The 24,430-nt window shown below is 47.3% G+C and carries 18 protein-coding genes; 13 read left to right on the plus strand and 5 right to left on the minus strand.

The window, feature by feature from the left end; genetic code table 11:
• The first annotated feature begins 3 nt into the window (after window positions 1-3).
• The 6 genes from cbiE to cbiB are packed head-to-tail and all read left to right on the plus strand — an operon-like array spanning window position 4 to window position 6,615.
• Window positions 4-1,206, plus strand: coding sequence for a precorrin-6y C5,15-methyltransferase (decarboxylating) subunit CbiE (cbiE, locus tag Q5076_RS04250; RefSeq protein WP_303011115.1), 1,203 nt, complete (start codon window positions 4-6; stop codon window positions 1,204-1,206).
• A complete protein-coding gene (locus Q5076_RS04255) occupies window positions 1,203-2,522 on the plus strand; it encodes a cobyrinate a,c-diamide synthase (RefSeq protein ID WP_303011117.1) in 1,320 nt (439 codons plus the stop codon). The genes cbiE and Q5076_RS04255 overlap by 4 nt, the downstream gene beginning before the upstream one ends.
• On the plus strand, window positions 2,519-3,136 hold the full coding sequence (locus Q5076_RS04260; protein ID WP_303011119.1) for a cob(I)yrinic acid a,c-diamide adenosyltransferase: 618 nt from the start codon (window positions 2,519-2,521) through the stop codon (window positions 3,134-3,136). Before Q5076_RS04255 ends, Q5076_RS04260 begins: the two co-directional genes overlap by 4 nt.
• A gap of 11 nt (window positions 3,137-3,147) precedes the next feature.
• Window positions 3,148-4,638, plus strand: coding sequence for a cobyric acid synthase (locus Q5076_RS04265; protein WP_303011121.1), 1,491 nt, complete (start codon window positions 3,148-3,150; stop codon window positions 4,636-4,638).
• Window positions 4,631-5,653, plus strand: a complete 1,023-nt coding sequence (locus Q5076_RS04270; protein ID WP_303011123.1) for a threonine-phosphate decarboxylase — start codon at window positions 4,631-4,633, stop codon at window positions 5,651-5,653. Before Q5076_RS04265 ends, Q5076_RS04270 begins: the two co-directional genes overlap by 8 nt.
• Before the next feature lie 14 nt (window positions 5,654-5,667).
• Window positions 5,668-6,615, plus strand: coding sequence for an adenosylcobinamide-phosphate synthase CbiB (gene cbiB / locus Q5076_RS04275; RefSeq protein ID WP_303011124.1), 948 nt, complete (start codon window positions 5,668-5,670; stop codon window positions 6,613-6,615).
• Between the two features lie 8 nt (window positions 6,616-6,623).
• On the opposite strand, the gene cobC is transcribed toward cbiB, so the two are convergent.
• The 4 genes from cobC to cobU all read right to left on the minus strand — a co-directional run bounded on the left by cobC (window position 6,624) and on the right by cobU (window position 9,571).
• Window positions 6,624-7,151, minus strand: a complete 528-nt coding sequence (gene cobC / locus Q5076_RS04280) for an alpha-ribazole phosphatase (RefSeq protein WP_303011125.1) — start codon at window positions 7,149-7,151, stop codon at window positions 6,624-6,626.
• Window positions 7,152-7,155: 4 nt separating this feature from the next.
• Window positions 7,156-7,905, minus strand: coding sequence for an adenosylcobinamide-GDP ribazoletransferase (locus tag Q5076_RS04285; RefSeq protein WP_303011127.1), 750 nt, complete (start codon window positions 7,903-7,905; stop codon window positions 7,156-7,158).
• Window positions 7,906-8,018: 113 nt separating this feature from the next.
• Entirely contained in the window at window positions 8,019-9,056 is a 1,038-nt protein-coding gene (gene cobT, locus Q5076_RS04290) for a nicotinate-nucleotide--dimethylbenzimidazole phosphoribosyltransferase (RefSeq protein ID WP_303011129.1), read from the minus strand.
• Between the two features lie 5 nt (window positions 9,057-9,061).
• Window positions 9,062-9,571: a bifunctional adenosylcobinamide kinase/adenosylcobinamide-phosphate guanylyltransferase gene (gene cobU, locus Q5076_RS04295; RefSeq protein ID WP_303011131.1), complete on the minus strand. Its 510-nt coding sequence runs from the start codon at window positions 9,569-9,571 to the stop codon at window positions 9,062-9,064.
• 244 nt (window positions 9,572-9,815) lie between these two features.
• On the opposite strand from cobU, the gene Q5076_RS04300 reads away from it, so the two are divergent.
• The gene (locus tag Q5076_RS04300; RefSeq protein ID WP_303011133.1) at window positions 9,816-10,448 is read left to right on the plus strand and encodes an AAA family ATPase; all 633 of its coding nucleotides are present in this window, start codon (window positions 9,816-9,818) and stop codon (window positions 10,446-10,448) included.
• Window positions 10,449-10,704: 256 nt separating this feature from the next.
• Here the strand turns inward: Q5076_RS04300 and Q5076_RS04305 are convergent, their stop codons facing one another.
• The gene (locus Q5076_RS04305) at window positions 10,705-12,369 is read right to left on the minus strand and encodes a putative transporter (protein WP_303011136.1); all 1,665 of its coding nucleotides are present in this window, start codon (window positions 12,367-12,369) and stop codon (window positions 10,705-10,707) included.
• A 320-nt stretch (window positions 12,370-12,689) separates the two neighbouring features.
• Here Q5076_RS04305 and mutA point away from each other — a divergent pair, with 320 nt between their 5' ends.
• The 6 genes from mutA to Q5076_RS04335 all read left to right on the plus strand — a co-directional run bounded on the left by mutA (window position 12,690) and on the right by Q5076_RS04335 (window position 24,421).
• The gene (mutA, locus tag Q5076_RS04310; RefSeq protein ID WP_303011139.1) at window positions 12,690-14,585 is read left to right on the plus strand and encodes a methylmalonyl-CoA mutase small subunit; all 1,896 of its coding nucleotides are present in this window, start codon (window positions 12,690-12,692) and stop codon (window positions 14,583-14,585) included.
• Window position 14,586: 1 nt separating this feature from the next.
• Entirely contained in the window at window positions 14,587-16,734 is a 2,148-nt protein-coding gene (scpA, locus tag Q5076_RS04315) for a methylmalonyl-CoA mutase (RefSeq protein WP_303011141.1), read from the plus strand.
• Window positions 16,735-16,884: 150 nt separating this feature from the next.
• Complete coding sequence (locus tag Q5076_RS04320) at window positions 16,885-19,128, plus strand: DNA topoisomerase 3 (protein ID WP_303011142.1); 2,244 nt, start codon at window positions 16,885-16,887, stop codon at window positions 19,126-19,128.
• Window positions 19,129-19,267: 139 nt separating this feature from the next.
• Window positions 19,268-19,816 (plus strand): RNA polymerase sigma-70 factor, encoded by a 549-nt coding sequence (locus tag Q5076_RS04325; protein ID WP_303011143.1) that lies wholly within the window; start codon window positions 19,268-19,270, stop codon window positions 19,814-19,816.
• A gap of 50 nt (window positions 19,817-19,866) precedes the next feature.
• A complete protein-coding gene (locus tag Q5076_RS04330; RefSeq protein WP_303011145.1) occupies window positions 19,867-20,853 on the plus strand; it encodes a FecR family protein in 987 nt (328 codons plus the stop codon).
• Between the two features lie 178 nt (window positions 20,854-21,031).
• Window positions 21,032-24,421, plus strand: a complete 3,390-nt coding sequence (locus tag Q5076_RS04335) for a TonB-dependent receptor (protein WP_303011146.1) — start codon at window positions 21,032-21,034, stop codon at window positions 24,419-24,421.
• The last annotated feature ends 9 nt before the right edge of the window (window positions 24,422-24,430 follow it).

Here is a 24,430-nt window from a genome sequence, read left to right on the forward strand (position 1 = left end):
GGAATGATGCGGAAACAGGAAAAACAGAAATTCCATATTATTGGAATAACGGATAGCAGGAAACTTTCTTTCAGTGAGGAAATATTGGAGCTGATAGCTCGTTCTCATGTCTTTTCGGGTGGAAAGAGACATCGTGAAATCGTGTCCGGCATATTGCCGGAACCATCGGTGTGGATTGATATCACCGTTCCTCTTGACGCTGTGTTCGAGCGTTATGCCGATTATCGGGAGATTGTGGTTTTTGCTTCCGGCGACCCTTTGTTTTTCGGTTTTGCCAATACGGTGATGCGTAAATTGCCCGATGCCGTTGTCTGTGTTTATCCGGCTTTCAACTCTTTGCAGCTTTTGGCGCACAAGGTTTTGCGCCCTTACCACGATATGCGGACTATCTCGCTGACGGGCAGGTCATGGAAGGCTTTGGATGAGGCTCTTATTTCCGGGGAAAAGCTGGTCGGTTCGTTGACCGACAGGGAAAAAACGCCTGCTGCCATTGCCGCCCGTATGAAAGAGTATGGATATGACAACTATCGGATGATTGTCGGCGAGCGATTGGGCAATGAAGATGAGAGGGTAACGGAATATGGCATAGAGGAGGCGATGGAAAGATGTTTTGAGATGCCGAACTGCGTCATTCTCAAACGTACCGCTATTCGTGAACGTCCGTTCGGAATTCCGGAAGAGCGGTTTGATTTGTTGGATGGACGGGTCAATATGATAACCAAGATGCCTGTCCGTCTTTTGTCGTTGAGCTTGCTGGATTTGAGGGATAAATCGGTGATGTGGGATGTCGGTTTCTGCACCGGTTCCGTTTCCGTAGAGGCAAAGTTGCAGTTTCCCCGGCTTGAAGTCGTCGCTTTTGAGAAAAGGGAGGCGGGAAAGCTGTTGATGGAGACGAACAGCCGCCGGTTCGGTTGTCCGGGAATAACGGCTGTGATTGGGGATTTTGTGGAAATGCCGTTGGAAAACTATCCCGTACCCGATGCTGTCTTTATCGGAGGACACGGAGGGAGATTGAAGGAGATGGTAAGGAAAATCGCTCTTTTGCTGCCTGCCGGCGGGACATTGGTCTTTAATTCCGTATCTGAGGACAGCCGGGTATCATTTGAGGAGGCGGTTGCCGGTAATGGGCTGGTATTGGAACAAACTGTCCGGTTGGCGGCAGACAGGCACAATCCGATTGATATATTGAAAGCCGTGAAGCGATGAAACAGACCGGTCATTTCTTGATAGGAGCCGCTTCTTCGGGAGGCGGGAAGACAACCTTTACGACGGGATTGTTAAGGTTGTTGCGTGAAAGGGGGCTGGAGGTGCAGCCTTATAAATGCGGTCCCGATTATATCGATACGAAATATCATGAGATAGCCTCAGGCAATGTTTCCGTCAATCTTGACCTTTGGCTTTCTTCCCGGCAGCATGTAAAGAAGCTGTATGTGAAGTATGCGGCGGGGGCGGATGTCTGTGTGACCGAGGGGGTAATGGGGCTTTTCGACGGCTTCGACGGTATGGAAGGGAGCAGCGCCGCTATTGCCGCTTTATTGGATATTCCTGTCGTCCTGCTTGTCAATGCCCGGTCGACGTCTTATACGGTAGCGCCGGTCATATATGGTTTCAAGCATTTCAATCCTTCGGTAAGACTTGCCGGTGTGGTATTCAACCAGGTCGCTTCCGGACGTCATTTTTCTTTTTTGCAAAAGGCTTGCGAGGATGTCGGCGTGGAATGTTTCGGTTTTTTGCCCCGGTTGAAAGAGTTGGAAGTACCTTCCCGGCATCTGGGGTTGACGTTGGATGCCTCTTACCGTTTTGACGAGTTCGCTTCTGTAGTGGCACAGGCGATTGAAGAGCACGTCGCGGTTGACCGGATTCTGGAAGTCTGCCGTGTTTCGCCGGGTATCCCGGTTCCGGCTGTTCAAACGGGGCTTGCGGCGGGTATTCATTCAGAAGGAAAGCGTAACATCGCTGTGGCGCGGGATGCTGCGTTTAGTTTTATCTACAGGGAAAACCTGGCTCGTCTGGAAGAGCGGGGCAGAGTCGTCTTCTTTAGCCCGATGAGTGACCCGCATTTGCCGGACTGCGATTTAGTCTATTTGCCGGGCGGTTATCCCGAATTCTTTTTGAAAGAACTGACAGCTAACCTGTCCATGAGGCAAGAACTGAAAGCGTATGTGGAAAGGGGAGGATATCTGCTTGCCGAATGCGGCGGGATGATGTATCTTTGCGACAGTATCCGGGGAATGGACGGGGAAACTTATGAGATGGCGGGAGTGTTGCATCAGAAAGCTACGATGGAGAATATGCGGCTCCGGCTCGGATATCGGACGTTGCGGGTCGGAGGGCAAACCTGGAAGGGGCATGAGTTTCATTATTCTTCTATCGAGAAAGAACTGCTTCCCTCTATTGCAGAAGCGGAAGATGCGCGGGGGAATGCCGTGTCCGCCCCGCTTTATAGATATAAAAATCTGATTGCCGGTTATACGCACCTTTATTGGGGTGAAACGGATTTAATGAAACTTTGGGAATTATGAAAAGAATATATACCCGCACGGGAGACGATGGAACGACCGGAATCTTCGGTGGCGAACGTGTCGGGAAAGATGACATCAGGATAGAAGCCAACGGTACGATTGACGAACTGAATACGGTGATAGGGATTGTACGTTCGCTTCTTTCCGAACAGGACGAGTGGCAGGGCTGGCTGTATGAAATACAGATGGAGTTGATGGCTTGCATGAGCCATATAGCTACTCCTTCGGCGAAGAGAAATGAGAATCCGAACGTCTTGCGTTCCGATTTGACCGGTATTTTTGAAGAGAGGATGGATAAGATGAATGCCGAGATGGGAGATAACGGGTATTTCATCCTGCCCGGCGGGACCCGGGTGTCCGCCCAGATTCAGTATGCGCGTGTCATGGCCCGTCGTGCCGAGCGGAGGCTGTACACGTTGCATAAGGAAGACCCGTTGCCGGAGGGTATCTTGAGATTGCTTAACCGCCTGTCTGATTTGTTTTTTGTGATGGCGCGTTATGAGATGTACAGGCAGGGCTGGACGGAAGAAAAATGGAAATCGTTCGGTTATAAGCGGAAAATATCGGGCAGGAAAGCAGCGGATGCGGACAACGTGAACCCGGAAGCAAAATAAAAACAGGAAAAATGGAAAAGAAAAGACTCAACTCTTTTATGCTTGCAGGAACAGGAAGCGATGTAGGAAAAAGCGTTTTGGCTGCGGCATTCTGCCGTATCCTGAAACAGGACGGTTACGCTCCCGCACCTTTCAAGGCGCAGAATATGGCTTTGAATTCATACGCTACTCCCGAAGGGTTGGAAATCGGAAGGGCGCAGGCGGTTCAGGCGGAGGCTGCCGGAATTCCTTGCCATACGGATATGAATCCGTTATTGCTGAAACCCAGTACGGAACATACGTCGCAGGTCGTGTTGTGCGGCAAGCCGGTTGGAGACAGGAATGCGTATGAATATTTCAGAAAGGAAGGACGGGAGGAATTACGGAAAGTCGTGAATGAAGCGTATGACCGCTTGGCTGCTGTCTATAATCCGGTTGTTCTGGAAGGCGCCGGCAGTATTTCGGAAATCAATCTCCGGGAGGTGGATTTGGTGAATATGCCGATGGCGGAACATGCCGGCGCCGACGTGTTTCTGGTTGCGGACATTGACCGGGGCGGTGTCTTTGCCAGCGTCTATGGCTCTGTCCTGTTGCAGACGCCCGAAGACCGGCGGCGGATTAAAGGGATTATTATTAATAAGTTCAGAGGGGATATCCGTTTGTTTGAATCCGGAATAAGGATGCTGGAAGAACTTTGCGGGATTCCTGTCCTTGGAGTAGTCCCTTATTATAAGGGGATTTACATAGAAGAGGAGGATTCCGTAATGCTGGAGTCGAAGAACAGGGAAGCTATGGCGGGAAAAATCAATGTGGCTGTCATCCTGTTGCGGCATTTGTCTAATTTTACCGATTTCAATGTTCTGGAACGGGACGAGCGGGTGCATCTTTATTATACCAATAATGTGAATGAGATTGCGAAAGCGGATATTATCTTGTTGCCCGGAAGTAAAAATACGTTGGACGACCTTTATGAATTACGTTGTAACGGGGTGGTACAGGCCATCTTGAGGGCGTATCGGGAGGGGGCGACCGTGATGGGGATTTGCGGGGGATACCAGATGATGGGGCTGGAGGTGCGTGACCCGGACGGCGTGGAAGGGAATTTCAAATTGCTTCCAGGCTTGGGATTGCTTCCGGTCGTTACCGTCATGCAGGGCGACAAGGTGACCCGGCAGGTGGACTTCACGTTTGACGGAAGCGATGCGGTTTGTAAGGGGTATGAGATACACATGGGAAGGAGCGTGCCTGCCGAAGGCTTTTCGCCGCTTCCGTTGAACAGGCTGAAAGACGGCAGGGAGGACGGTTACCGGAACGGACGGAAATGCATGGGGACGTATATTCACGGGATACTCGATAATCAGGCATTTATCGATTATCTGCTCGAACCTCATGCCGGCAAGCTTGAACAACATTCGTTCGATTATGCGGCGTTTAAGGAAGAACAATATGATAAGTTGGCAGAGCATGTGAGAAAGCACATCAATATGCCGTTGTTTTATAAAATATTGGAAGGAAATGATTGAAGGACACGGAGATGATTCTTATAGGTACGGGAGGGAAATTGTCAGCAATTTCAGTTCAAATGTGTATAACCGAATCGACCATTCCGGGCTTTACCGCCGGTTGAATGAACGGATGCGGTCGATAGCCGCTTATCCCGAACCGGCTCCCTATTCACTGGAAAGGGAAATTGCCGGGAGGAGGTTTGTGACGCCCGCTCAGGTTTGTGTGACTAACGGGGCGACGGAAGCTATCTATTTGATAGCGCAGGCTTTTCAGGGGCGTATATCTGCCGTGTTGATGCCGACATTCAGTGAGTATGCCGATGCATGCCGGATGTTCCGGCATACGGTACTTCCTTTTTATTCTTTGGATACTTTGCCGGATGAGTCCGATTTGGTCTGGATTTGCAATCCCAATAATCCTACGGGAGAAGTGCGTGACAAGGAGGTCTTGAAAGAACTAGTCCGGAACCATCCCGATAAACTGTTTGTTTTAGACCAGTCTTATGAGTATTTTACGACAGAGAGCTTACCGGAGGTCCGGGAGGCTGTCGCGTTTCCGAATGTGGTTCTGATTCATTCCATGACGAAACAATATGCTATTCCGGGATTAAGGTTGGGGTATTTTATGGCCGGTGAAGGGTTGGCCGGTGATATCCGCAGGCATAAGATGCCGTGGTCTGTCAATAGCCTTGCCATTGAAGCCGGCAAATATCTGTTGGAGGAAGGGACTGCTGTTTCGGCAGATGTATCCGCTCTTTTAAAAGAACGGGAACGGTTGGCAGGAAATCTGGCTGCCATCGGTATCGTTGAAGTATGGCCTACCGATACGCATTATATGTTGGTGAAATTGCGGATGGGGAGGGCTGCCGCTCTCAAGGATTACCTTGCGGTGAAATATGGAATATTGATTCGCGACGCTTCCAATTTTGAAGGGTTGGATGAACGCTTTTTCCGGATTGCCACCCAGACGCCCGAAGAGAATGACCGGTTGGTGGAGGCTATAGGAAGGTGGGTAGAAGAAATCATGAAATAAGAATATTGTCGTTTATGGATTATTGGGTTGCGGTATGGGTTGTGTCGCGTACGTTGTTGCCGGCGTGGTTGTTGGACCGGTTTTTCGGAGACCCCGCCTCTTTGCCTCATCCTGTTATTGGGTTCGGAAAGATGATTGCATGGGGGGAGAAGAGGCTGAATAAGGGGCAGGGCCGGGTTTTGAAGGGAGCCGTATTGGCTCTTTCATTAATCGTTTTTGTGTTTTTTATTACATGGGGAACGGAATATTGCCTTTCTTATGCAGGTGATTTTGCCGTTGCCGCTTTTGATGTTCTTTGTATTTTTTTCTGCCTTGCGGGGACTACGTTGGTAAAGGAAGTCAGGATGGTGTTCGAAGCGGTAGACTGTTCATTGGAAAAAGGGCGTACACAGGTCGCACGCATTGTAGGGCGCGACACTTCCGGACTTTCAGCACAGGAAGTAAGGACGGCTGCCCTCGAAACGTTGGCGGAGAATCTGAGTGACGGAGTGGTTGCTCCTCTTTTCTGGTATCTGTTGCTGGGAGTACCGGGAATGATGGCTTATAAAATGGTGAATACTCTTGATTCCATGATTGGTTATCATAACGACCGTTATTTGCTTTTCGGTAGGGTCGCTGCCCGCGTGGACGATGCCGCTAATTATATACCCGCCCGCCTTACCGCTTTCCTTATGGTATTGGCAAGCGGGAGGCTTTCCTTACTGACCTTTGTAAAAAGATTCGGGAGAGAACATGCAAGTCCTAATTCCGGTTATCCGGAAGCCGCTCTCGCCGGTATATTGGATTGCCGTTTCGGCGGGCCGCACCGTTATTTCGGGCAGTTGTTTGTGAAACCGTATATCGGGGAGAACGAGCGTTTGCTGTCTACTGCCGACATGTTGACCGGAATTACCGTCAACCGGCGTACAGAGGTAATGATGATAGTATTGGTCGTGTGGTTACGGGCTTTGTGCTTGATGTGACGGCTTGTTCAGAATCCGAGCCGGATGATGCCGCCGTAGGGCGGTACGGTGCGGAAAGCTTCTTCCGGTTTGATGATGCCTGCATATATCTGTGCACAGATTAATACGCCGCCGTGGGTAAACACGATTATGTTTTCCCCTTCTCCCCGGCGTATCTCGTCCAGGAATGAGGAAACCCGTAGGTATTGGTCGGAAAATGATTCGCCGTTCGTCGCTTTGACATGCAGGTAGTCGTCATACCAGTGTTGGAGGTTCCGGTCTTTTATTTCGTCAAAGTACTGCATTTCCCAGTCGCCGAAATTGATTTCCATTATCCGGCGGTCGCGGACGGCATTGCCGTATCCGCAGAAAGCGGCAAGCCGGGTACATCTGGACAGGGGACTGGTATAGGCCTTGTCGAACCTGGCAGATTCAAGGTTTGCCTTGGTTATGGCGGCTTCCGATTCGAAGGTGGACCGGAGAGGAACATCCGACTGACCGTAACATAGTCCTTTGGGGACGTTGACGGAAGTATGTCTGACGAGGTAGATATTCATATTTTTAGATAATAGGGTTATTACACAAAGCGGCTCCCAGCCAGAAACTAAGCTCGCAGAACAGGAACAGCGCTCCGCAGCAATCACCGGTGTATCCGTCGAGCCGTCGTTTTAACATCCGCAGAATAAGCAAGAATGTAATAATTGGGAACAAGCAGGCAACCCGGTAATCCGCCGGAACCATTATCAGGGGCAGGATTCCTCCGGCAGCGGATATGATAATTTCCCTGATATTCATTCGGGTGTATATTGTTCCGGATTTGCTTGCCTCCGCTGTCCGGGCGTAAGGCAGGAAATTGATGATATTGGAAGATACGGATTTGCTCCAGGCATCTCCTCCCAGCAGTATGAAAGGGATAATGGTTACGGGAAGTAGGGGCAACAGATGGCAGGCGAGCAAGTAATAGATGATTAGTCCCAGAACCCCGTAACTCCCGATATGGGAATCTTTCATGATGCGCAGCGTGCTTTCCTTGTCGGTCCCTCCGCCGAATCCGTCGAAAAAGTCTGCCAGTCCGTCTTCGTGTAAGGCTCCCGTGATAAGTAAACGGGAGACGAGCGCCGCAATAACGGCTGTGCCGGGAGGCAGAATATGGCTGACTCCCCAAAATACCAATGCCATGACTCCTCCCGTCAACCATCCGCTTATGCTCCAATAGCTGACGATATGTTTGAAATGGTCGCGGGGGACTTCCTTTATTTTCCAGAAAGGCAGTCGGGTGAAGAATATAAGGGCGGCAAGAATCCGGTTCATTTTTTATCTGTCTGTTTATTATTCGATGAAAGCTGTATGGTTGATAATATCTTATGTAACTGCTGAGGCGGCGTATCCGGAAAATTCCGGTTGAGGTCCGGTAAGCAAAAGAGTTAGAAATATTTAGTGATGGCGGCGCTGTCGAATGAGTCCATCTCATTAAGCATCCTCACAGCAGAGTCGATGAGAGGATAGGAACAGACGGAACCGCTTCCCTCCCCAAGCCTCAAACCCAAATTCAGGAGCGGACGGACGCCAAGATAATCCAATAAAAGTTTGTGGCCGCTTTCATCTCCCTGATGGCCGAATACTGCATAATCCATCACTTGGGGATAGAGGCGGGAAGCGGCAAGAATACAGTTTGTCATGATGAAGCCGTCTACCAGGATAATCATTTTGAGTTCTGCTGCCCGTAACATGGCGCCTACTGCCATGACCATTTCGTAGCCTCCGAACCGGCTGAGAATTTCTTCGGTAGTGTGAACGCCCGGATAATTGCCGAGGGATTTTTTCAGTATCTCGTACTTGTGGCTGATGCCTTGGCGGTTGAGTCCGCTTCCTGCACCTACGCATTGTTCCAGGGGGATTCCCGTAAATGAGGTCATCCATAGGGAAGAAGGCGAAGTGTTCCCTATTCCCATTTCACCGAAACTGATGATGTTGCATCCTTCCCGGTAAGAATCGTCCGTGCATTGGGCGCCGCGTTCTATACAAAGTTCCATTTCTTCGGGTGTCATGGCTGCTTCGTACAAGAAATTGCGGGTTCCTTTTCTTATTTTCATGTTGATAATCCCTTGCTCATAAGGCAAGTCATAATCGACTCCGGCGTCCACAATTTTTAGTTTGAACCCGTGCTGGCGGCACAGGAAATTGATTCCGGCTCCCCCGTGCAGGAAGTTGCTGATTTGCTGCCAGGTGACTTCTTTGGGAGAAGGGCTTATGTTTTCTTCGACAATACCGTGGTCTGCGGCAAAGATGATGTTTTGGGGATGTTTTAATTCGGGAGAGAGGGATTGCTGTATCAGTCCGATTTGCAAAGCTATCTCTTCGAGTCTTCCGAGCGAACCCTTAGGTTTGGCCAGGTAATTGATTTTGTCGAGCAGAGGTTCTTTGATTGCCTCGTCCGGTTTTTGGATATGGAATGTTTTCATAACGGTTATTTGATTTTTACGGGGATGCCGCTTACCATAAGGTATATCTCGTCGGCATGTGATGCGATGTATTGATTGGCCCAGCCTTGCAAGTCGGTGAATCTGCGTTGCAACTTGTTTTCGGAAACTCCTCCCAATCCGATTTCATTGGTTACAAAAATGAAAGTGGCATCTTGGCTGGTGAATTTGTCGAACTCTGCTTTGACGGCTCCCAGTGAGGCGGAAACGTCGGAGTCGAATTCCATAAAAAAGTTTGTACACCAAAGGGTTACGCAGTCTATTACAACTACTCTCCCGGTGACGTTGTGAAGGCTTAATTTCTTTTCCTCTTCGATATTTGTCCATTCCGGCCCCCGGTTTTTTTGATGGCGTTCCACTCTTTTTCTGAATTCGTCGTCCCATATCTTGGCGGTAGCCAGATAGACGGGTGATGCGGTCAGTTCGTGGGCCATTTTTTCCGCATACGAGCTTTTGCCGGACCGTTGTCCTCCCGTAATCAGTATAATCTTTTTCATTAGGCTTTCAGGTTGAATGATGAATCGGACAAAGGTATAAAAAATAATGGTGGTATGGACTGTTTGGAGGAATGAAACACCGTGCCGTTTTTAAGATTTAGCAACTTGTAATGGCAGTACCGAGCCGAATTACGGTGTGAAGGATACCTTGATATATCCAATTTTAAATATAACTTTCGTTTGATGATGGGAGTTTTAGAAATAATTTGTATGTTTGCTGCCAAACCATAAAACAAATTTTACTATGAGCGGTAATTACGTCATTAATATCGGTCGCCAATTGGGTAGCGGCGGAAAAGAAATAGGAGAGAAACTGGCAGCTCGTTTAGGAATTGACTTTTACGATAAAGAACTGATAAATCTGGCTTCCGAAGAGAGCGGGCTATGTAGGGAATTTTTTGAAAAAGCGGACGAAAAGGCTTCGCAAGGAATTATAGGAGGTTTGTTCGGGATGCGTTTTCCGTTTATCAGCGAGGGGGCCATGCCTTGTAATAACTGTTTAAGCAATGATGCGCTGTTCAAAGTGCAGAGTGATGTGATTCGTCATCTGGCAGCAGAAAAATCCTGTGTGTTCGTAGGACGTTGTGCCGATTATATTTTACGGGAGCATCCCCGCTGTGCGAATATTTTTATTTCAGCTTCCAAAGAAGACCGTATCGCGCGGCTTTGCCGGATTCACCGGGTGGATGAAGAGGCTGCGGAAGAGATGATGGAAAAGGCGGACAAGAAACGTTCGGAATATTATAATTATTATAGTTATAAGACATGGGGAGCGGCCGCTACCTATCATTTATGTGTTGATTCTTCTTCTTTGGGAATTGAAGAGACTGTCCGGTTCATAGAAGAGTTTGTCGTGAAGAAACTTCAACTGGTATAGCTACGGATATTCTTTAAACCGGAAACGGAATTTATATGGAATGGGAAACGGGGAGTAATTCCCGGTATGCTGAACTTCCATATCATGAATGCGGTGACGGATAAGAATCAGAAAACGGATGAAGAGGTTTTAGATGAGTTTGGTAAATAGAAACTTCCACAGGGGAAAACCTTTTAAAGAAAAATTCCCTCGTATTTCACTCTAACCTAATAATGGAGTAAATACGAGGGAATTTTTTGTAGATGCCGGGCAATATTTACATCATTGTCAGCAATATCATCTGTCCTGTCAGGATACGGAGAAACATGGATAACGGATAAACGGTGGAATATCCTACTGCAGGAGCATCACCGGATGTAGTCTGGTTTGCATAAGCCAATGCAGGGGGGTCCGTATTGCTACCGGCTATCAATCCCATCAGGGTAAAATAATTAACCTTGTAATACAGTCTGGCGATAGCGCCGATGATAAGTAACGGGATTACAGTGATAAGGAAACCGCAACCTACATATAATAATCCGTCGCCCTCTACCACCGTCTGGACAAAGTTGGCGCCCGCATCTATACCCACGCTGGCAAGGAAAAGTACGATACCTATTTCACGGAGCATCAGGTTGGCGCTCATGGTCGTATAAGTAACCAGATGCAGTTTATGCCCGAAACGTCCGATAAGAATGGCTACTACCAGCGGACCGCCTGCCAAACCCAGTTTCAACGGGGTAGGCATGCCGGGGAATGAGATGGGAAGGCTGCCTAAAAGGATTCCCAGGAAGATACCGACAAAAATAGTGACAATGTTCGGAGTATCCAGACGTTTCAACTGATTTCCCAATACGCCGGCTACACGCTCTACCGCATCTTGCTGGCCTACCACCATTACGCGGTCACCCACTTGTAATATCAGGTTCGGGTCGGCGAACAAATCCATACCGGAACGGTTGATACGGGTTACATTGACGCCGTACATGCTGCGGAAATGCATGGAACCCAAAGTCTTTCCGTTAATTTCCGGTTTGGTGACCAGAATACGGCGGGATACCATAGGAAGGTCTTGCTTTTCCCAGTCCAGATTGACTTCTTTTCCGATGAATACCGTGATGGCGGGAGCATCTTCTTCCGAGCAGACGATAAATAGCTGGTCACCCATATTGAAGATAGTTTCATGGTCCGGAATGCTGACATGGCCTTCGTGGCGGATTCGGGAGCATACGAACTGGCGTCCCAGGAATTGTTTGATTTCGATTAGGGTCTTTCCGCTGATGGATTCGTTGCGTACTTCGAGACTCATCATGTGTGGTTTGTGGTGCGCATCCCCGCTCTGGCTTTTCAGGCTTTCTTCTTCTTTAGCCATGTTGACACGGAAGATATAACGGATGGCGATAATGGAACCGATGATACCTACCACGCCCAACGGATAGGCGCAGGCATAACCCAGTGCAATCTGGGGACCGGTATAATTCAACTGGTTTAATGCTTCATTGGCGGCACCGAGTCCCGGGGTGTTTGTAACAGCTCCATACAGGATACCTACCATCATCGGCAATTCCACACGGCCGTTCCAGAGGTAATAAAGCCCCAGGGCAACGGCAATATTTAACACTACAATGCCTACAGCCAACAGGTTTAATGTCATTCCTCCCTTTTTGAAAGAAGAGAAAAATGACGGCCCCACCTGAAGACCGATACAGAATACGAACAAAATCAATCCGAATTCACGGATGAAATGTAGGATTTGTGTATCGGCTGTGAAGCCGAAATGTCCCATTAGGATGCCGGCAAACAAAACAAAGGTGACTCCCAGAGATATTCCGAATATCTTTATTTTGCCGAGATACACTCCGGCAGCCACTACGAATGCGTAGAGGAACACGATGTGCGCCACGGAACTGGGGTCCCACAATAAACTTTGTAACCAATCCATACTATTAGTAGTTTTTATAATGTCGTTTTAAAAACGGGTGCAAAATTACTCATTACATTGGAGCTAATCAAATAAATGGAGTATTAAAATGAAGAATAAAAGAAATCTATGCGGATTACATGCATCAATCGAAGTGAGTGAATTCTTCGTTTTTATCCTTTTCTTCTATTTCGGGTCCTGTGCGAATTTTCTATAAAAAGAAGCTTTGTTTGAACTTATTAATTATATTTGCAAGTCGAACCGCTGACACAGAGCAAGAACAGGAAAGAAATAGATAAGAATAAAGACAATATTAATCTTGTTTTAATTTTAAATAAACTATGGCAGACAAAAAAGAAAAACTCTTCTCAGACTTTTCTCCTGTCTCCACCGAACGATGGATGGAGAAGGTTACAGCCGACTTGAAAGGTGCTGATTTTGAGAAGAAACTCGTTTGGAAGACAAACGAAGGATTCAAAGTAAAACCTTTCTACCGTATGGAAGACCTGGAAGGTTTGAAGACGACGGATGCTCTTCCCGGAGAATTTCCTTATCTGAGAGGGACCAAGAAAAACAACAACGAATGGCTGGTACGCCAGGAAATCAAAGTGGCATGTCCGAAAGAAGCCAATGCAAAAGCGTTGGATATCCTGAATAAAGGCATTGATTCTCTTTCTTTCCATGTAAAGGCAAAAGAACTTGGTGCGGAATATATAGAAACCCTGCTGGAGGGAATTCATGCGGAGTGTGTTGAATTGAATTTCTCCACTTGCCAGGGACACGTTGTCGAACTGGTCAATCTGCTGGTCGCTTATTTCCGGAAAAAGGGGTATGACATGAAGAAGCTGAAAGGCTCTGTCAATTATGACTTTTTCAATAAAATGCTGACCCGCGGTAAAGAAAAGGGAGAAATGGCGCAGACGGCTAAAGCGCTGATTGAAGCTATTCAACCGTTACCTCTTTATCGGGTGTTGAATGTGAACGCCCTCTCTTTGAATAATGCAGGAGCTTATATTTATCAAGAATTGGGCTATGCGCTGGCATGGGGGAATGAATATATGTCCCGGTTGACAGATGCCGGTATCTCTGCCGGTACGGTGGCGAAGAAAATCAAGTTTAATTTCGGAATCAGTTCCAATTACTTCCTGGAAATCGCGAAATTCCGTGCAGCCCGCCTGTTATGGGCGAACATTGTAGCCGCTTACGATTCCTCTTTGCGCGATGAGGGGAAAGGAGCGGACCAAGACTGTTGCTGTGCGGCTAAAATGGCTGTCCATGCCGAAACCTCTTCTTTCAATCTTACCTTGTTTGATGCACATGTGAATCTGCTTCGTACTCAAACCGAAGCGATGAGCGCTGCGTTGGGCGGTGTCGATTCGATGACGGTAGTCCCGTTTGACAAGGCTTATGAAACTCCGGATGATTTTTCAGAACGTCTGGCGCGTAACCAACAATTGCTGTTGAAAGAAGAATCTCATTTCGACAAGGTGATTGACCCGGCGGCCGGTTCCTATTATATTGAAAATCTCACCGTGTCCATAGCGCAGCAAGCCTGGAATCTCTTCCTGTCGGTAGAAGAAGCAGGCGGTTTCTATGCCGCATTGAAAGCCGGTACGGTTCAGGCCGCTGTGAATGAAAGTAATAAAGCTCGCCATAAAGCGGTTGCCCAACGCCGTGAAATATTGCTGGGTACGAACCAATTCCCGAATTTCAACGAAAAAGCCGGAGAGAAGAGACCGGTGGAAACGAAATGTTGTTGTGGCGGTCAAGAGCATACTTGTGAAAAAGATGTGGCTACATTGGTGTTCGACCGTGCAGCCAGCGAATTTGAAGCATTACGTCTCGAAACGGAGGCTTCCGGCAAACGTCCGAAAGCATTCATGTTGACAATCGGTAACTTGGCTATGCGCCAGGCGCGTGCACAGTATTCCTGCAATTTCCTGGCTTGTGCCGGATATGAAGTGGTTGACAATCTGGGATTTGAAACGGTAGAAGCCGGAGTGGAGGCTGCTATGGCCGCAAAGGCGGATATTGTGGTGATTTGTTCAAGCGACGATGAATATGCCGAATATGCCATTCCTGCTTTTAAAGCGTTGGACGGTCGCGCCATGTTTATCGTTGCCGGTAATCCGGAATGCGCGGAAACATTGAAGGCAGCAGGTATCGAAAACTTTATCCATGTCCGTGTCAACGTATTGGATACTTTGAAAGAGTTTAACGCTAAACTATTGAAGTAAAATGAGAAAAGATTTTAAGAATATTGATATATATGCCGCATTTCAGCCGACAAACGGCGCTGAATGGCAAAAGGCTAACGGCATTTCCGCAGACTGGAAAACCCCGGAACACATTGAAGTGAAGCCTGTTTATACTAAGGAAGACCTCGAAGGAATGGAACATCTGGATTATGCGGCCGGAATTCCCCCTTATCTGCGCGGACCTTATTCGGTAATGTACACCCTTCGTCCCTGGACAATCCGTCAGTATGCCGGATTCTCTACCGCTGAAGAATCGAATGCCTTTTATCGTCGTAATCTGGCTTCCGGCCAGAAAGGATTGTCTGTCGCTTTCGACTTGGCTACCCACCGCGGTTATGACCCGGACCATGAACGGGTAGTCGGCGATGTAGGCAAGGCAGGAGTGTCTATCTGCTCGTTAGAGAATATGAAAGTCCTGTTTGACGGCATTCCTTTGAATAAGATGTCCGTATCTATGACTATGAACGGAGCCGTACTTCCGGTTATGGCGTTCTATATCAATGCGGGACTGGAACAGGGAGCCAGACTGGAGGAAATGGCCGGTACGATTCAGAACGATATCCTGAAAGAATTCATGGTGCGTAATACTTATATTTATCCGCCTGCATTCTCTATGAAAATTATTTCCGACATTTTTGAATATACCTCACAGAAGATGCCTAAGTTCAACTCTATCTCTATCTCCGGTTATCACATGCAGGAGGCGGGCGCTACGGCGGACATTGAGTTGGCATATACGCTGGCTGACGGTTTGGAATATTTACGTGCCGGTACGGCAGCGGGAATCGATATTGATGCATTTGCTCCGCGTTTGTCCTTCTTCTGGGCAATCGGTACGAACCATTTCATGGAAATTGCCAAGATGCGTGCCGCACGTATGTTGTGGGCGAAGATTGTGAAACAGTTTAACCCGAAAAATCCGAAGTCGCTGGCCTTGCGTACGCACTCCCAGACTTCCGGCTGGTCATTGACGGAACAGGACCCGTTCAACAATGTGGGCCGTACATGTATCGAGGCTATGGCTGCCGCTTTAGGGCATACCCAGTCCTTACATACGAATGCGTTGGATGAGGCTATTGCGCTTCCGACGGATTTCTCGGCGCGTATTGCGCGTAACACGCAGATTTACATTCAGGAAGAAACCTATATTTGCAAGAATGTCGACCCTTGGGGCGGTTCTTACTACGTAGAGTCGTTGACAAATGAACTGGCACACAAGGCCTGGGAACATATTCAGGAGATTGAAAAATTGGGAGGTATGGCGAAAGCCATCGAAACGGGTATTCCTAAGATGCGTATTGAAGAAGCTGCCGCACGTACGCAGGCACGTATCGATAGCGGCCAGCAGACAATTGTCGGCGTGAATAAGTACCGTCTGGAAAAAGAAGACCCGATTGATATTCTTGAAGTGGATAATACGGCTGTGCGTAAAGAACAGATTGAAAACCTGAAACGTTTGAAAGAGGGACGCAATCAGGCGGAAGTGGACAAGGCGCTGGCAGCTATCACGGAATGTGTGGAGACAGGCAAGGGCAATCTGCTCGAACTGGCGGTGGAGGCGGCCCGTGTCCGTGCCACTTTGGGCGAAATCTCTTATGCATGTGAGAAAATTGTAGGACGTTATAAAGCAGTAATTAGAACTATATCAGGCGTGTATTCATCGGAAAGTAAAAACGACAGCGACTTCAAGCGTGCTTGCGAACTGGCTGAGAAGTTTGCGAAGAAGGAGGGACGTCAACCTCGTATTATGATTGCCAAGATGGGGCAGGACGGTCATGACCGCGGCGCCAAAGTTGTAGCGACAGGTTATGCGGATTGTGGTTTTGATGTGGATATGGGACCGTTGTTCCAGACTCCGGCGGAAGCTGCGCGGGAAGCTGTGGAAAATGACGTTCACGTAGTAGGAGTCTCTTCACTGGCTGCCGGGCATAAGACGCTGATTCCGCAAATCATGGAGGAATTGAAAAAGCTGGGACGTGAAGACATTGTGGTGATTGCCGGCGGCGTGATTCCGGCACAGGATTATGATTTCTTGTACAAGGCAGGTGTCGCCGCTATCTTCGGCCCGGGTACTCCGGTAGCAAAAGCGGCTTGTCAAATCCTGGAAATCCTGATGGATGAAGAATAAGCGTTGATTTCCCGTTTTTTGAGATAAGATTTGCTCCCGCCTTTCATTTTTAATAGAATGAAAGGCGGGATTTTTTTATCCTTCATGCGGTCAGTGAGAAATAATCATGTAACTTTGCGAGCTGTTTGATAAAAGATAAGAAGAGAAAGAATGATAGTTTGCATAGCCGAAAAGCCGTCTGTAGCGCGTGATATAGCCGAAGTACTTGGCGCTCGTACTAAAAAGGAAGGGTATATGGAAGGAAACGGATACCAGGTAACCTGGACATTCGGGCATCTTTGTACCCTGAAAGAGCCGCATGAGTACACGCCGAACTGGAAGTCATGGAGCCTGGGCAGCCTGCCGATGATTCCTCCGCGTTTCGGCATTAAACTGATTGAAAATCCTACCTACGAGAAACAATTTCATATTATCGAAGGGTTGATGCAAAAGGCGGATGAGATTATCAACTGCGGTGATGCGGGGCAAGAAGGAGAACTGATTCAGCGCTGGGTGATGCAGAAAGCGGGTGCTCGTTGTCCGGTGAAGCGTTTGTGGATTTCTTCGTTGACGGAAGAGGCTATCCGGGAAGGATTTGCCCGGTTGAGAGACCAGTCCGATTTTCAGTCTTTGTATGAAGCCGGGCTTTCCCGTGCGATGGGCGACTGGCTGTTGGGGATGAATGCCACCCGTCTTTATACCATGAAATACGGGCAGAATAAGCAAGTGCTTTCTATCGGCCGGGTACAGACACCCACTTTGGCTTTGATTGTCAACCGGCAGTTGGAGATTGCAAATTTTCAACCCAAGCAATATTGGGAACTGAAAACAAACTATCGTGATACGGTTTTCTCTGCCCTTATCCGTAAAAGTGATGAAGAGATGGCTGCGGAAGAAGAGAAGAACGGCGGGAAAAAGAAGATGGAGAATCCGGGCATCGACCCCATCGCCAGCCGGGAAGAAGGAGAGGCATTGGTCGCCCGTATTAAAGACCTCCCGTTTATCGTTACCGGTGTCGGCAAGAAAGACGGAAAAGAGTATGCTCCGCGTTTGTTCGACTTGACTTCTCTTCAGGTGGAATGCAATAAAAAGTTTGCCTACTCTGCCGATGAGACCCTGAAACTCATCCAATCTTTGTATGAGAAAAAAGTAGCCACCTATCCGCGTGTGGATACCACTTTTTTGAGTGATGACATTTATCCGAAATGTCCGGGTATCTTGAAAGGACTTCGTGATTATGAAGTCCTGACAGCTCCGTTGAACGGCGTGGCGCTGCCTAAATCCAAAAAAGTGTTTGATAACTCGAAAGTGACGGACCACCACGCCATCATTCCTACAGGTGTCTATACCCAGAACCTGACAGATATGGAACGTCGTGTGTATGATTTGATAGCCCGGCGTTTCATAGCGGTGTTCTATCCGGACTGTAAAGTCTCTACCACCACCGTGATGGGCGAAGTAGACAAAATTCCGTTCAAGGTGACCGGCAAGCAGATATTGGAGCCGGGATGGCGTGTCGTTTTTGCCAAGGATGTGAAAGACATTTCCGAAGAGAAAGAAGGTGAGGATGAAAACGTGCTTCCTCCTTTTATAAAAGGTGAAAGCGGTCCCCATATTCCGGATTTGAATGAGAAATGGACGCAGCCGCCTAAGCCTTATACGGAAGCGACTTTGCTCCGTGCGATGGAAACTGCCGGAAAACTGGTGGATAATGACGAACTTCGGGATGCTTTGAAAGAGAACGGTATAGGACGCCCGTCTACGCGCGCCGCCATTATTGAAACGCTGTTCAAACGCAATTATATCCGTAAAGAGAGAAAGAACCTGGTAGCTACTCCGACAGGAGTGGAACTGGTGCAGCTTATTCATGAAGAACTGCTGAAATCAGCGGAACTGACAGGTATTTGGGAAAAGAAACTTCGTGAAATAGAGAAAAAAACGTATGATGCCCGCCAGTTCCTGGAAGAATTGAAACAAATGGTTTCGGAAATAGTAATGAGCGTGTTGTCGGATAATACCAACCGGCGTATCACCGTCCAGGAGGCGTCGGCCGCCCAAACCGGGGAGAAAGTGAAAAAAGAGACTAAAAAACGTGAACGGAAACCGGGCGTCGCACCGAAGGAAAAGAAAATAAAAGCAGAACCGAAAAACAAACCGGAAATTCAATCGGAAACAGGGGCGGAAGTAAAACCGGAAGCAAAACCGGGAGTACAACCCGAAGCCCGGCCGGGAATACGACCGGACGAACCGGCATATTCCACACCCGTTCCCGGTTCTTCTTCCATGACCGGCACTTCGGATTCTCTTGTCGGGCAGCCTTGTCCGGTTTGCGGAAAAGGAACTGTTATCAAAGGCAAGACAGCCTATGGTTGTTCGGAATGGAGAAATGGATGCACTTACCGGAAATTATTTTAAAATGCTGATACGAGCTGGCAGAAAGGATTTCTGAAATTATTTTCACACGGACAAAATTTAGAGATAAGAATAAATATAAGATTTATTTTCTTTATTGGTATTTATTTTTTTATTTTGCTATCGAGATATTTTTATTAAAATGGAGTATAACACTAGGCAGATAGAGAGAGAATTTCAGCATTTCTTTACGGTTAATTTCCCGAGAGTGAAGAATTTTGCTCAGATGTTACTTAAATCCGAATGCGATGCGGAAGACGTGGCACAGGAAGTCTTCTGTAAGCTTTGGATGCAACCGGAAGTCTGGAGAGATGTTCAAAAACCGGACGGTTATATTTTTATGATGACTAAAAATCTGATTCTTAACATATTCAAACATCAGCGTATCGAGCAGGAATATCAGGAAAACGTGATTGACCAGAAACTTCTTTGTGAGATTGTAGAAAGCGAGCAATTAGATGATATATATTATAAAGAAATGCAGATGATTGTCCGGCTGGTCCTGGAAAGAATGCCCGAGCGGCGCCGTGCTATTTTTGAATTGAGCCGTTTCGAAGGACTGAGCAATAAAGAAATAGCAGCCAAGTTTAATATTTCAGTCCGTACGGTTGAACATCAGATTTATCAAGCCTTAATAGAATTAAAAAAAATACTTCTTTTTTTTGTTTTTTACGGATTTCTTTATAAGTAGTTTTTCTTCCTCAGTTGTCTTTAATACGTAAGGTTAAAAGACGAAGAGCAATGAAGAATTATATTAATCAGATTATAAAATTATTTGGCAGGAATGACTATCCGGTTTCCGTACAAAAAGAATTCCGCCAATGGTTGACGGACGAAAAATATACCCGTGAAAAAGAGTTGGCTCTTCATGCTCTGTGGGAAGAGGCGGGAAAGCAAAAAGCGCCTCGCGGAATGAAACGTTCCATGCAGCGGATGCAACGGAATACGGGAATGTCGGTTCCTTTTTCGACCCAACGGCTGCAATTGCGGATTTGGCAGGTAGCTGCGGCTTGCCTGTTGGCTGTATCCGTAACTTCTTTTTATATGATATCCTTAAAAGATACCCCTTCTAAAGACTTGGTCGAATGTTACATCCCGACAGCGGAGATGAAGCAGTTGACTCTGCCCGACGGAACCCGCGTAATGTTGAATTCCCAAAGCGTTTTGTTATATCCGGAAAAATTCGAAGGCGATACGCGGAGTGTCTATCTAATCGGTGAAGCTAATTTTCAGGTGAAGCCGGACAAAGACCATCCTTTTATCGTAAAAGCGAAAGAGTTGCAGGTAACCGCTTTAGGTACGGAATTCAATGTAAATGCTTATCCGGAAAATAGCGAATTGGTTACGACCCTGCTTTCAGGCAGCGTAAAAATTGAATTTAACAATCTGACGTCAAACGTCGTTTTGCAGCCTAAAGAACAATTCGTGTACAATAAATACACCCACCAGCATTCCTTGAGACATCCGGACATCGCGGACGTAACCTTCTGGCAACGGGGTGAACTGGTTTTCAGAAATATGCATCTGGAAGACATATTTACCGGGCTTGAACGGAAATACCCCTATTCGTTCATCTATAGCCTGCATAGCCTGAACGGGAACACCTATAGCTTCCGTTTCCCCAAACAGGCAAGTTTGAAAGAAGTAATGGAAATAATCACCCGGGTGGCGGGAGATATAAAATATACGATACGAGGAAATAAATGCTATATAAATAATAACAGATAAATTGAAGAAATAAACGATTGTAGAACCTATTAAATAAAGAATCCATGAAAAAAAATACCCAGGAAGAATTGGCCCTTCTTCCCGGATATGAAATCAATATCCTTTAATATTAGCACTTATTGATGCTATTCTATTTTTGAGAGAAAGAAAAAATGACCAATTAACTAATACTAAAGAAATGCTACAAAAGTACAAAAAAATAGCAGATAAATTGGCAAAAGGCAAAAATATCTCATTATTAATTGCTTTGCTGCTCTTGCAGGCTTTTGCTTTTGCCCAAAACAATGTAAAAATAACCATTCAAAAAGAAAGTATTACTGTTATTGAAGCATTGAAAGATGTAGAGAGACAATCCGGGATGTCTATCAATTACAGTGATTCGCAATTAACAGGAAAATCCTCGATTAATCTGGACTTGAAGAGCGTGGCGTTAGGTACGGCTCTCGATACCATTCTGAAAGGTACAGGTTTTACTTATCAGATTCAAGGTAAGTATATTGTAATTGTGGAAATCAAACAGCCGGCCTCACAGGCGATAAAAGAGATAAAGGGAAAAATCGTGGATGAGACAGGCGAGCCTTTAATCGGGGTAAATGTCTCGGTAGAAGGCGGCACGACCGGTACGATATCCGATTTTGACGGAAACTTCTCGGTGAAAGCCCCGGAGAATTCAGTGTTGAAAATATCCTATATAGGATACATGACCCAGCAAATACCGGTTTCGGGAAAAAGCTTCTACCAAATCGTGATGAAGCAAGATACGGAAGAGCTGGAAGAAGTCGTTGTGACAGCCTTAGGAATCAAACGGGCGGAAAAAGCATTGTCTTATAATGTCCAGCAGATTAATACCGATGCAATCACATCGAATAAAGACGTAAACTTCGTGAATTCACTCAGCGGTAAAGTGGCGGGAGTGAATATAAATGCCTCCTCTTCCGGTGTCGGAGGTATCTCTAAAGTAGTGATGCGCGGAACGAAATCCATCATGCAGTCTTCCAATGCGCTGTATGTCATTGACGGAGTGCCGATGTTCAACAGCGGCAGCAATGGAGGAGGAACAGAGTTTAACTCACAAGGAGCTACCGAACCTATTGCAGATATCAATCCGGAAGACATTGAATCCATGTCAGTCTTGACAGGTGCGGCAGCCGCAGCCCTTTACGGTTCGGACGCAGCCAATGGCGCCATCATTATAACGACTAAAAAAGGAAAAGAAGGCCGTTTGAGCATAACCGTAAATTCCAATACCGAATTTACGACCCCGTTTGTGATGCCCCGTTTCCAGACCCGGTACGGCACGGGTAGCGCTATCCAGGACGGCAGTTCTCTGTATAGCTGGGGCGACCATCTGACCGTTGCGAATTATTATGGCTACAATCCGAGAGACGATTATTTCCAGACCGGTATCATCGGTACGGAAAATGTGTCCATCTCGACGGGAACAGATAAAAACCAGACCTATGCATCCGCCGCTGCCGTAAACTCCAAAGGAATAACTCCGAACAATAAATATGAACGTTACAACTTTACGGTACGCAATACGACCCACCTTCTTGACGATAAAATGACCTTTGACATAGGCGCCAGCTATATCCGTCAGAACGACCGCAATATGGTTAACCAGGGAACATACAACAACCCCTTGGTAGGAGCCTATCTGTTCCCCAGAGGCAATGACTGGGAAGATATCCGCATGTACGAACGTTATGATGTTGCCCGTAAGATATATACCCAATACTGGCCGATAGGCGACGGCGGTATGACAATGCAGAATCCATATTGGATCAACTATCGCAATTTGCGTGAAAACGGGAAAGACCGCTACATGATGAACGCAAGCCTGAATTATCAGATATTAGACTGGTTGAGCGTTTCCGGGCGCGTACGGTTAGACCATTCCAACAACAGCTATACGGAAAAATTCTACGCCTCCACCAACACCCAGTTGACAGAACTTTCCGACCGCGGCCTGTATGGCGTGACAAAAACGTCGGACAAGCAATTGTATGCGGATTTCCTGGTTAACATCAACAAGAATTTCGGTGAAGACTGGTCCCTGCAGGCCAATATCGGTGCCTCTATCTCCGATATGCGTTCCGACGCCATGAAAGTACGCGGCCCCATTGCAGACGGTTCGGAGACCTTCGGTTCCGAACAAGTGGGACTGACCAACTATTTCGTCATCCAAAACCTGAGTGCAAGCAAGACACAACGTCTGCAGGAAGGATGGCGCGAGCAGACACAGTCCATATTCGCTTCCGCGGAAATCGGTTACAAGAGCACATACTACCTCACATTGACCGGCCGTAACGATTGGCCTTCCCAGTTGGCAGGACCCAACTCCAAGAGTAAAAGCTTCTTCTATCCTTCGGTCGGGGCCTCCGTCATATTGACAGAACTGATGCCGAACGTGAATAAAGACTACTTGTCATACATGAAAGTCAGAGGTTCGTTCGCCTCCGTGGGTACCGCTTTCGAGCGTTACATCGCCAATCCGCGCTATACGTGGAATACAAGCTCCGGCCAGTTCAGCAATACGACACAATATCCCTTATATAATTTGAAGCCGGAACGTACCCAGTCCTTCGAAGTCGGTCTGACCATGCGTTTCTTTAAAAACTTCAATCTGGACGTTACTTATTACAACGCCAAGACCATGAACCAGACATTCAATCCCCAGTTGCCCGTATCAGGGTGGTCCGCGCTCTATATCCAAAGCGGTTCGGTCCGGAACCAGGGTATCGAGTTGTCTTTGGGATACAAGAATACCTGGAAAGGATTCACCTGGGATACGGGAGTAACCTTCTCCACCAACCAGAATAAAATCCTCTCCTTGGCAGACAATGCGGTAAATCCCATAACCGGCGAGAAATTCTCTATTTCCAGCCTGAATATGGGCGGTTTGGGAAACACCCGTTTCCTGTTGAGAGAAGGAGGCAGCATGGGCGATATCTACTCGTTGATTGACGTGAGAAGAGACAGCAACGGAGATATATACATCGACCGTAACGGCAATGTCACCACAGAAACGATAAAAGACCCCAATAACTACATCAAGTTGGGAAGCGTGCTGCCTAAAGGAAATCTGGCATGGCGCAACGACTTTAGCTGGAAAAACTTCAATGTAGGTTTCCTCGTATCCGCCCGTTTGGGAGGCGTCGTATTCTCCCGTACCCAGGCGATGCTGGACTACTACGGCGTTTCGGAAGCATCGGCCGACGCCCGTGATTTAGGATATGTCACGGTAAACGGAAACGACCGTGTCAATCCCGAAGTATGGTTCAATGCGATAGGAGGAGGAACATCCGTTCCGCAATATTACACCTATTCCGCCACCAACGTCCGTCTGCAGGAAGCCTCCATCAGTTACACATTCCCAAGAAAAATGTTGCGTGACATCTGCGACATCAAAGTCTCGTTAGTCGGACGCAACCTGTGGATGATTTATAACAAAGCTCCGTTTGACCCGGAGACCGTGGCTTCGACAGACAATTTCTATCAGGGAATTGACTACTTCATGATGCCCTCGTTGCGTAATATCGGCTTTAGCGTAAACTTTAAATTCTAAAAGAACAAT

This window comes from uncultured Bacteroides sp., assembly GCF_958445495.1.
GTDB lineage: Bacteria > Bacteroidota > Bacteroidia > Bacteroidales > Bacteroidaceae > Bacteroides.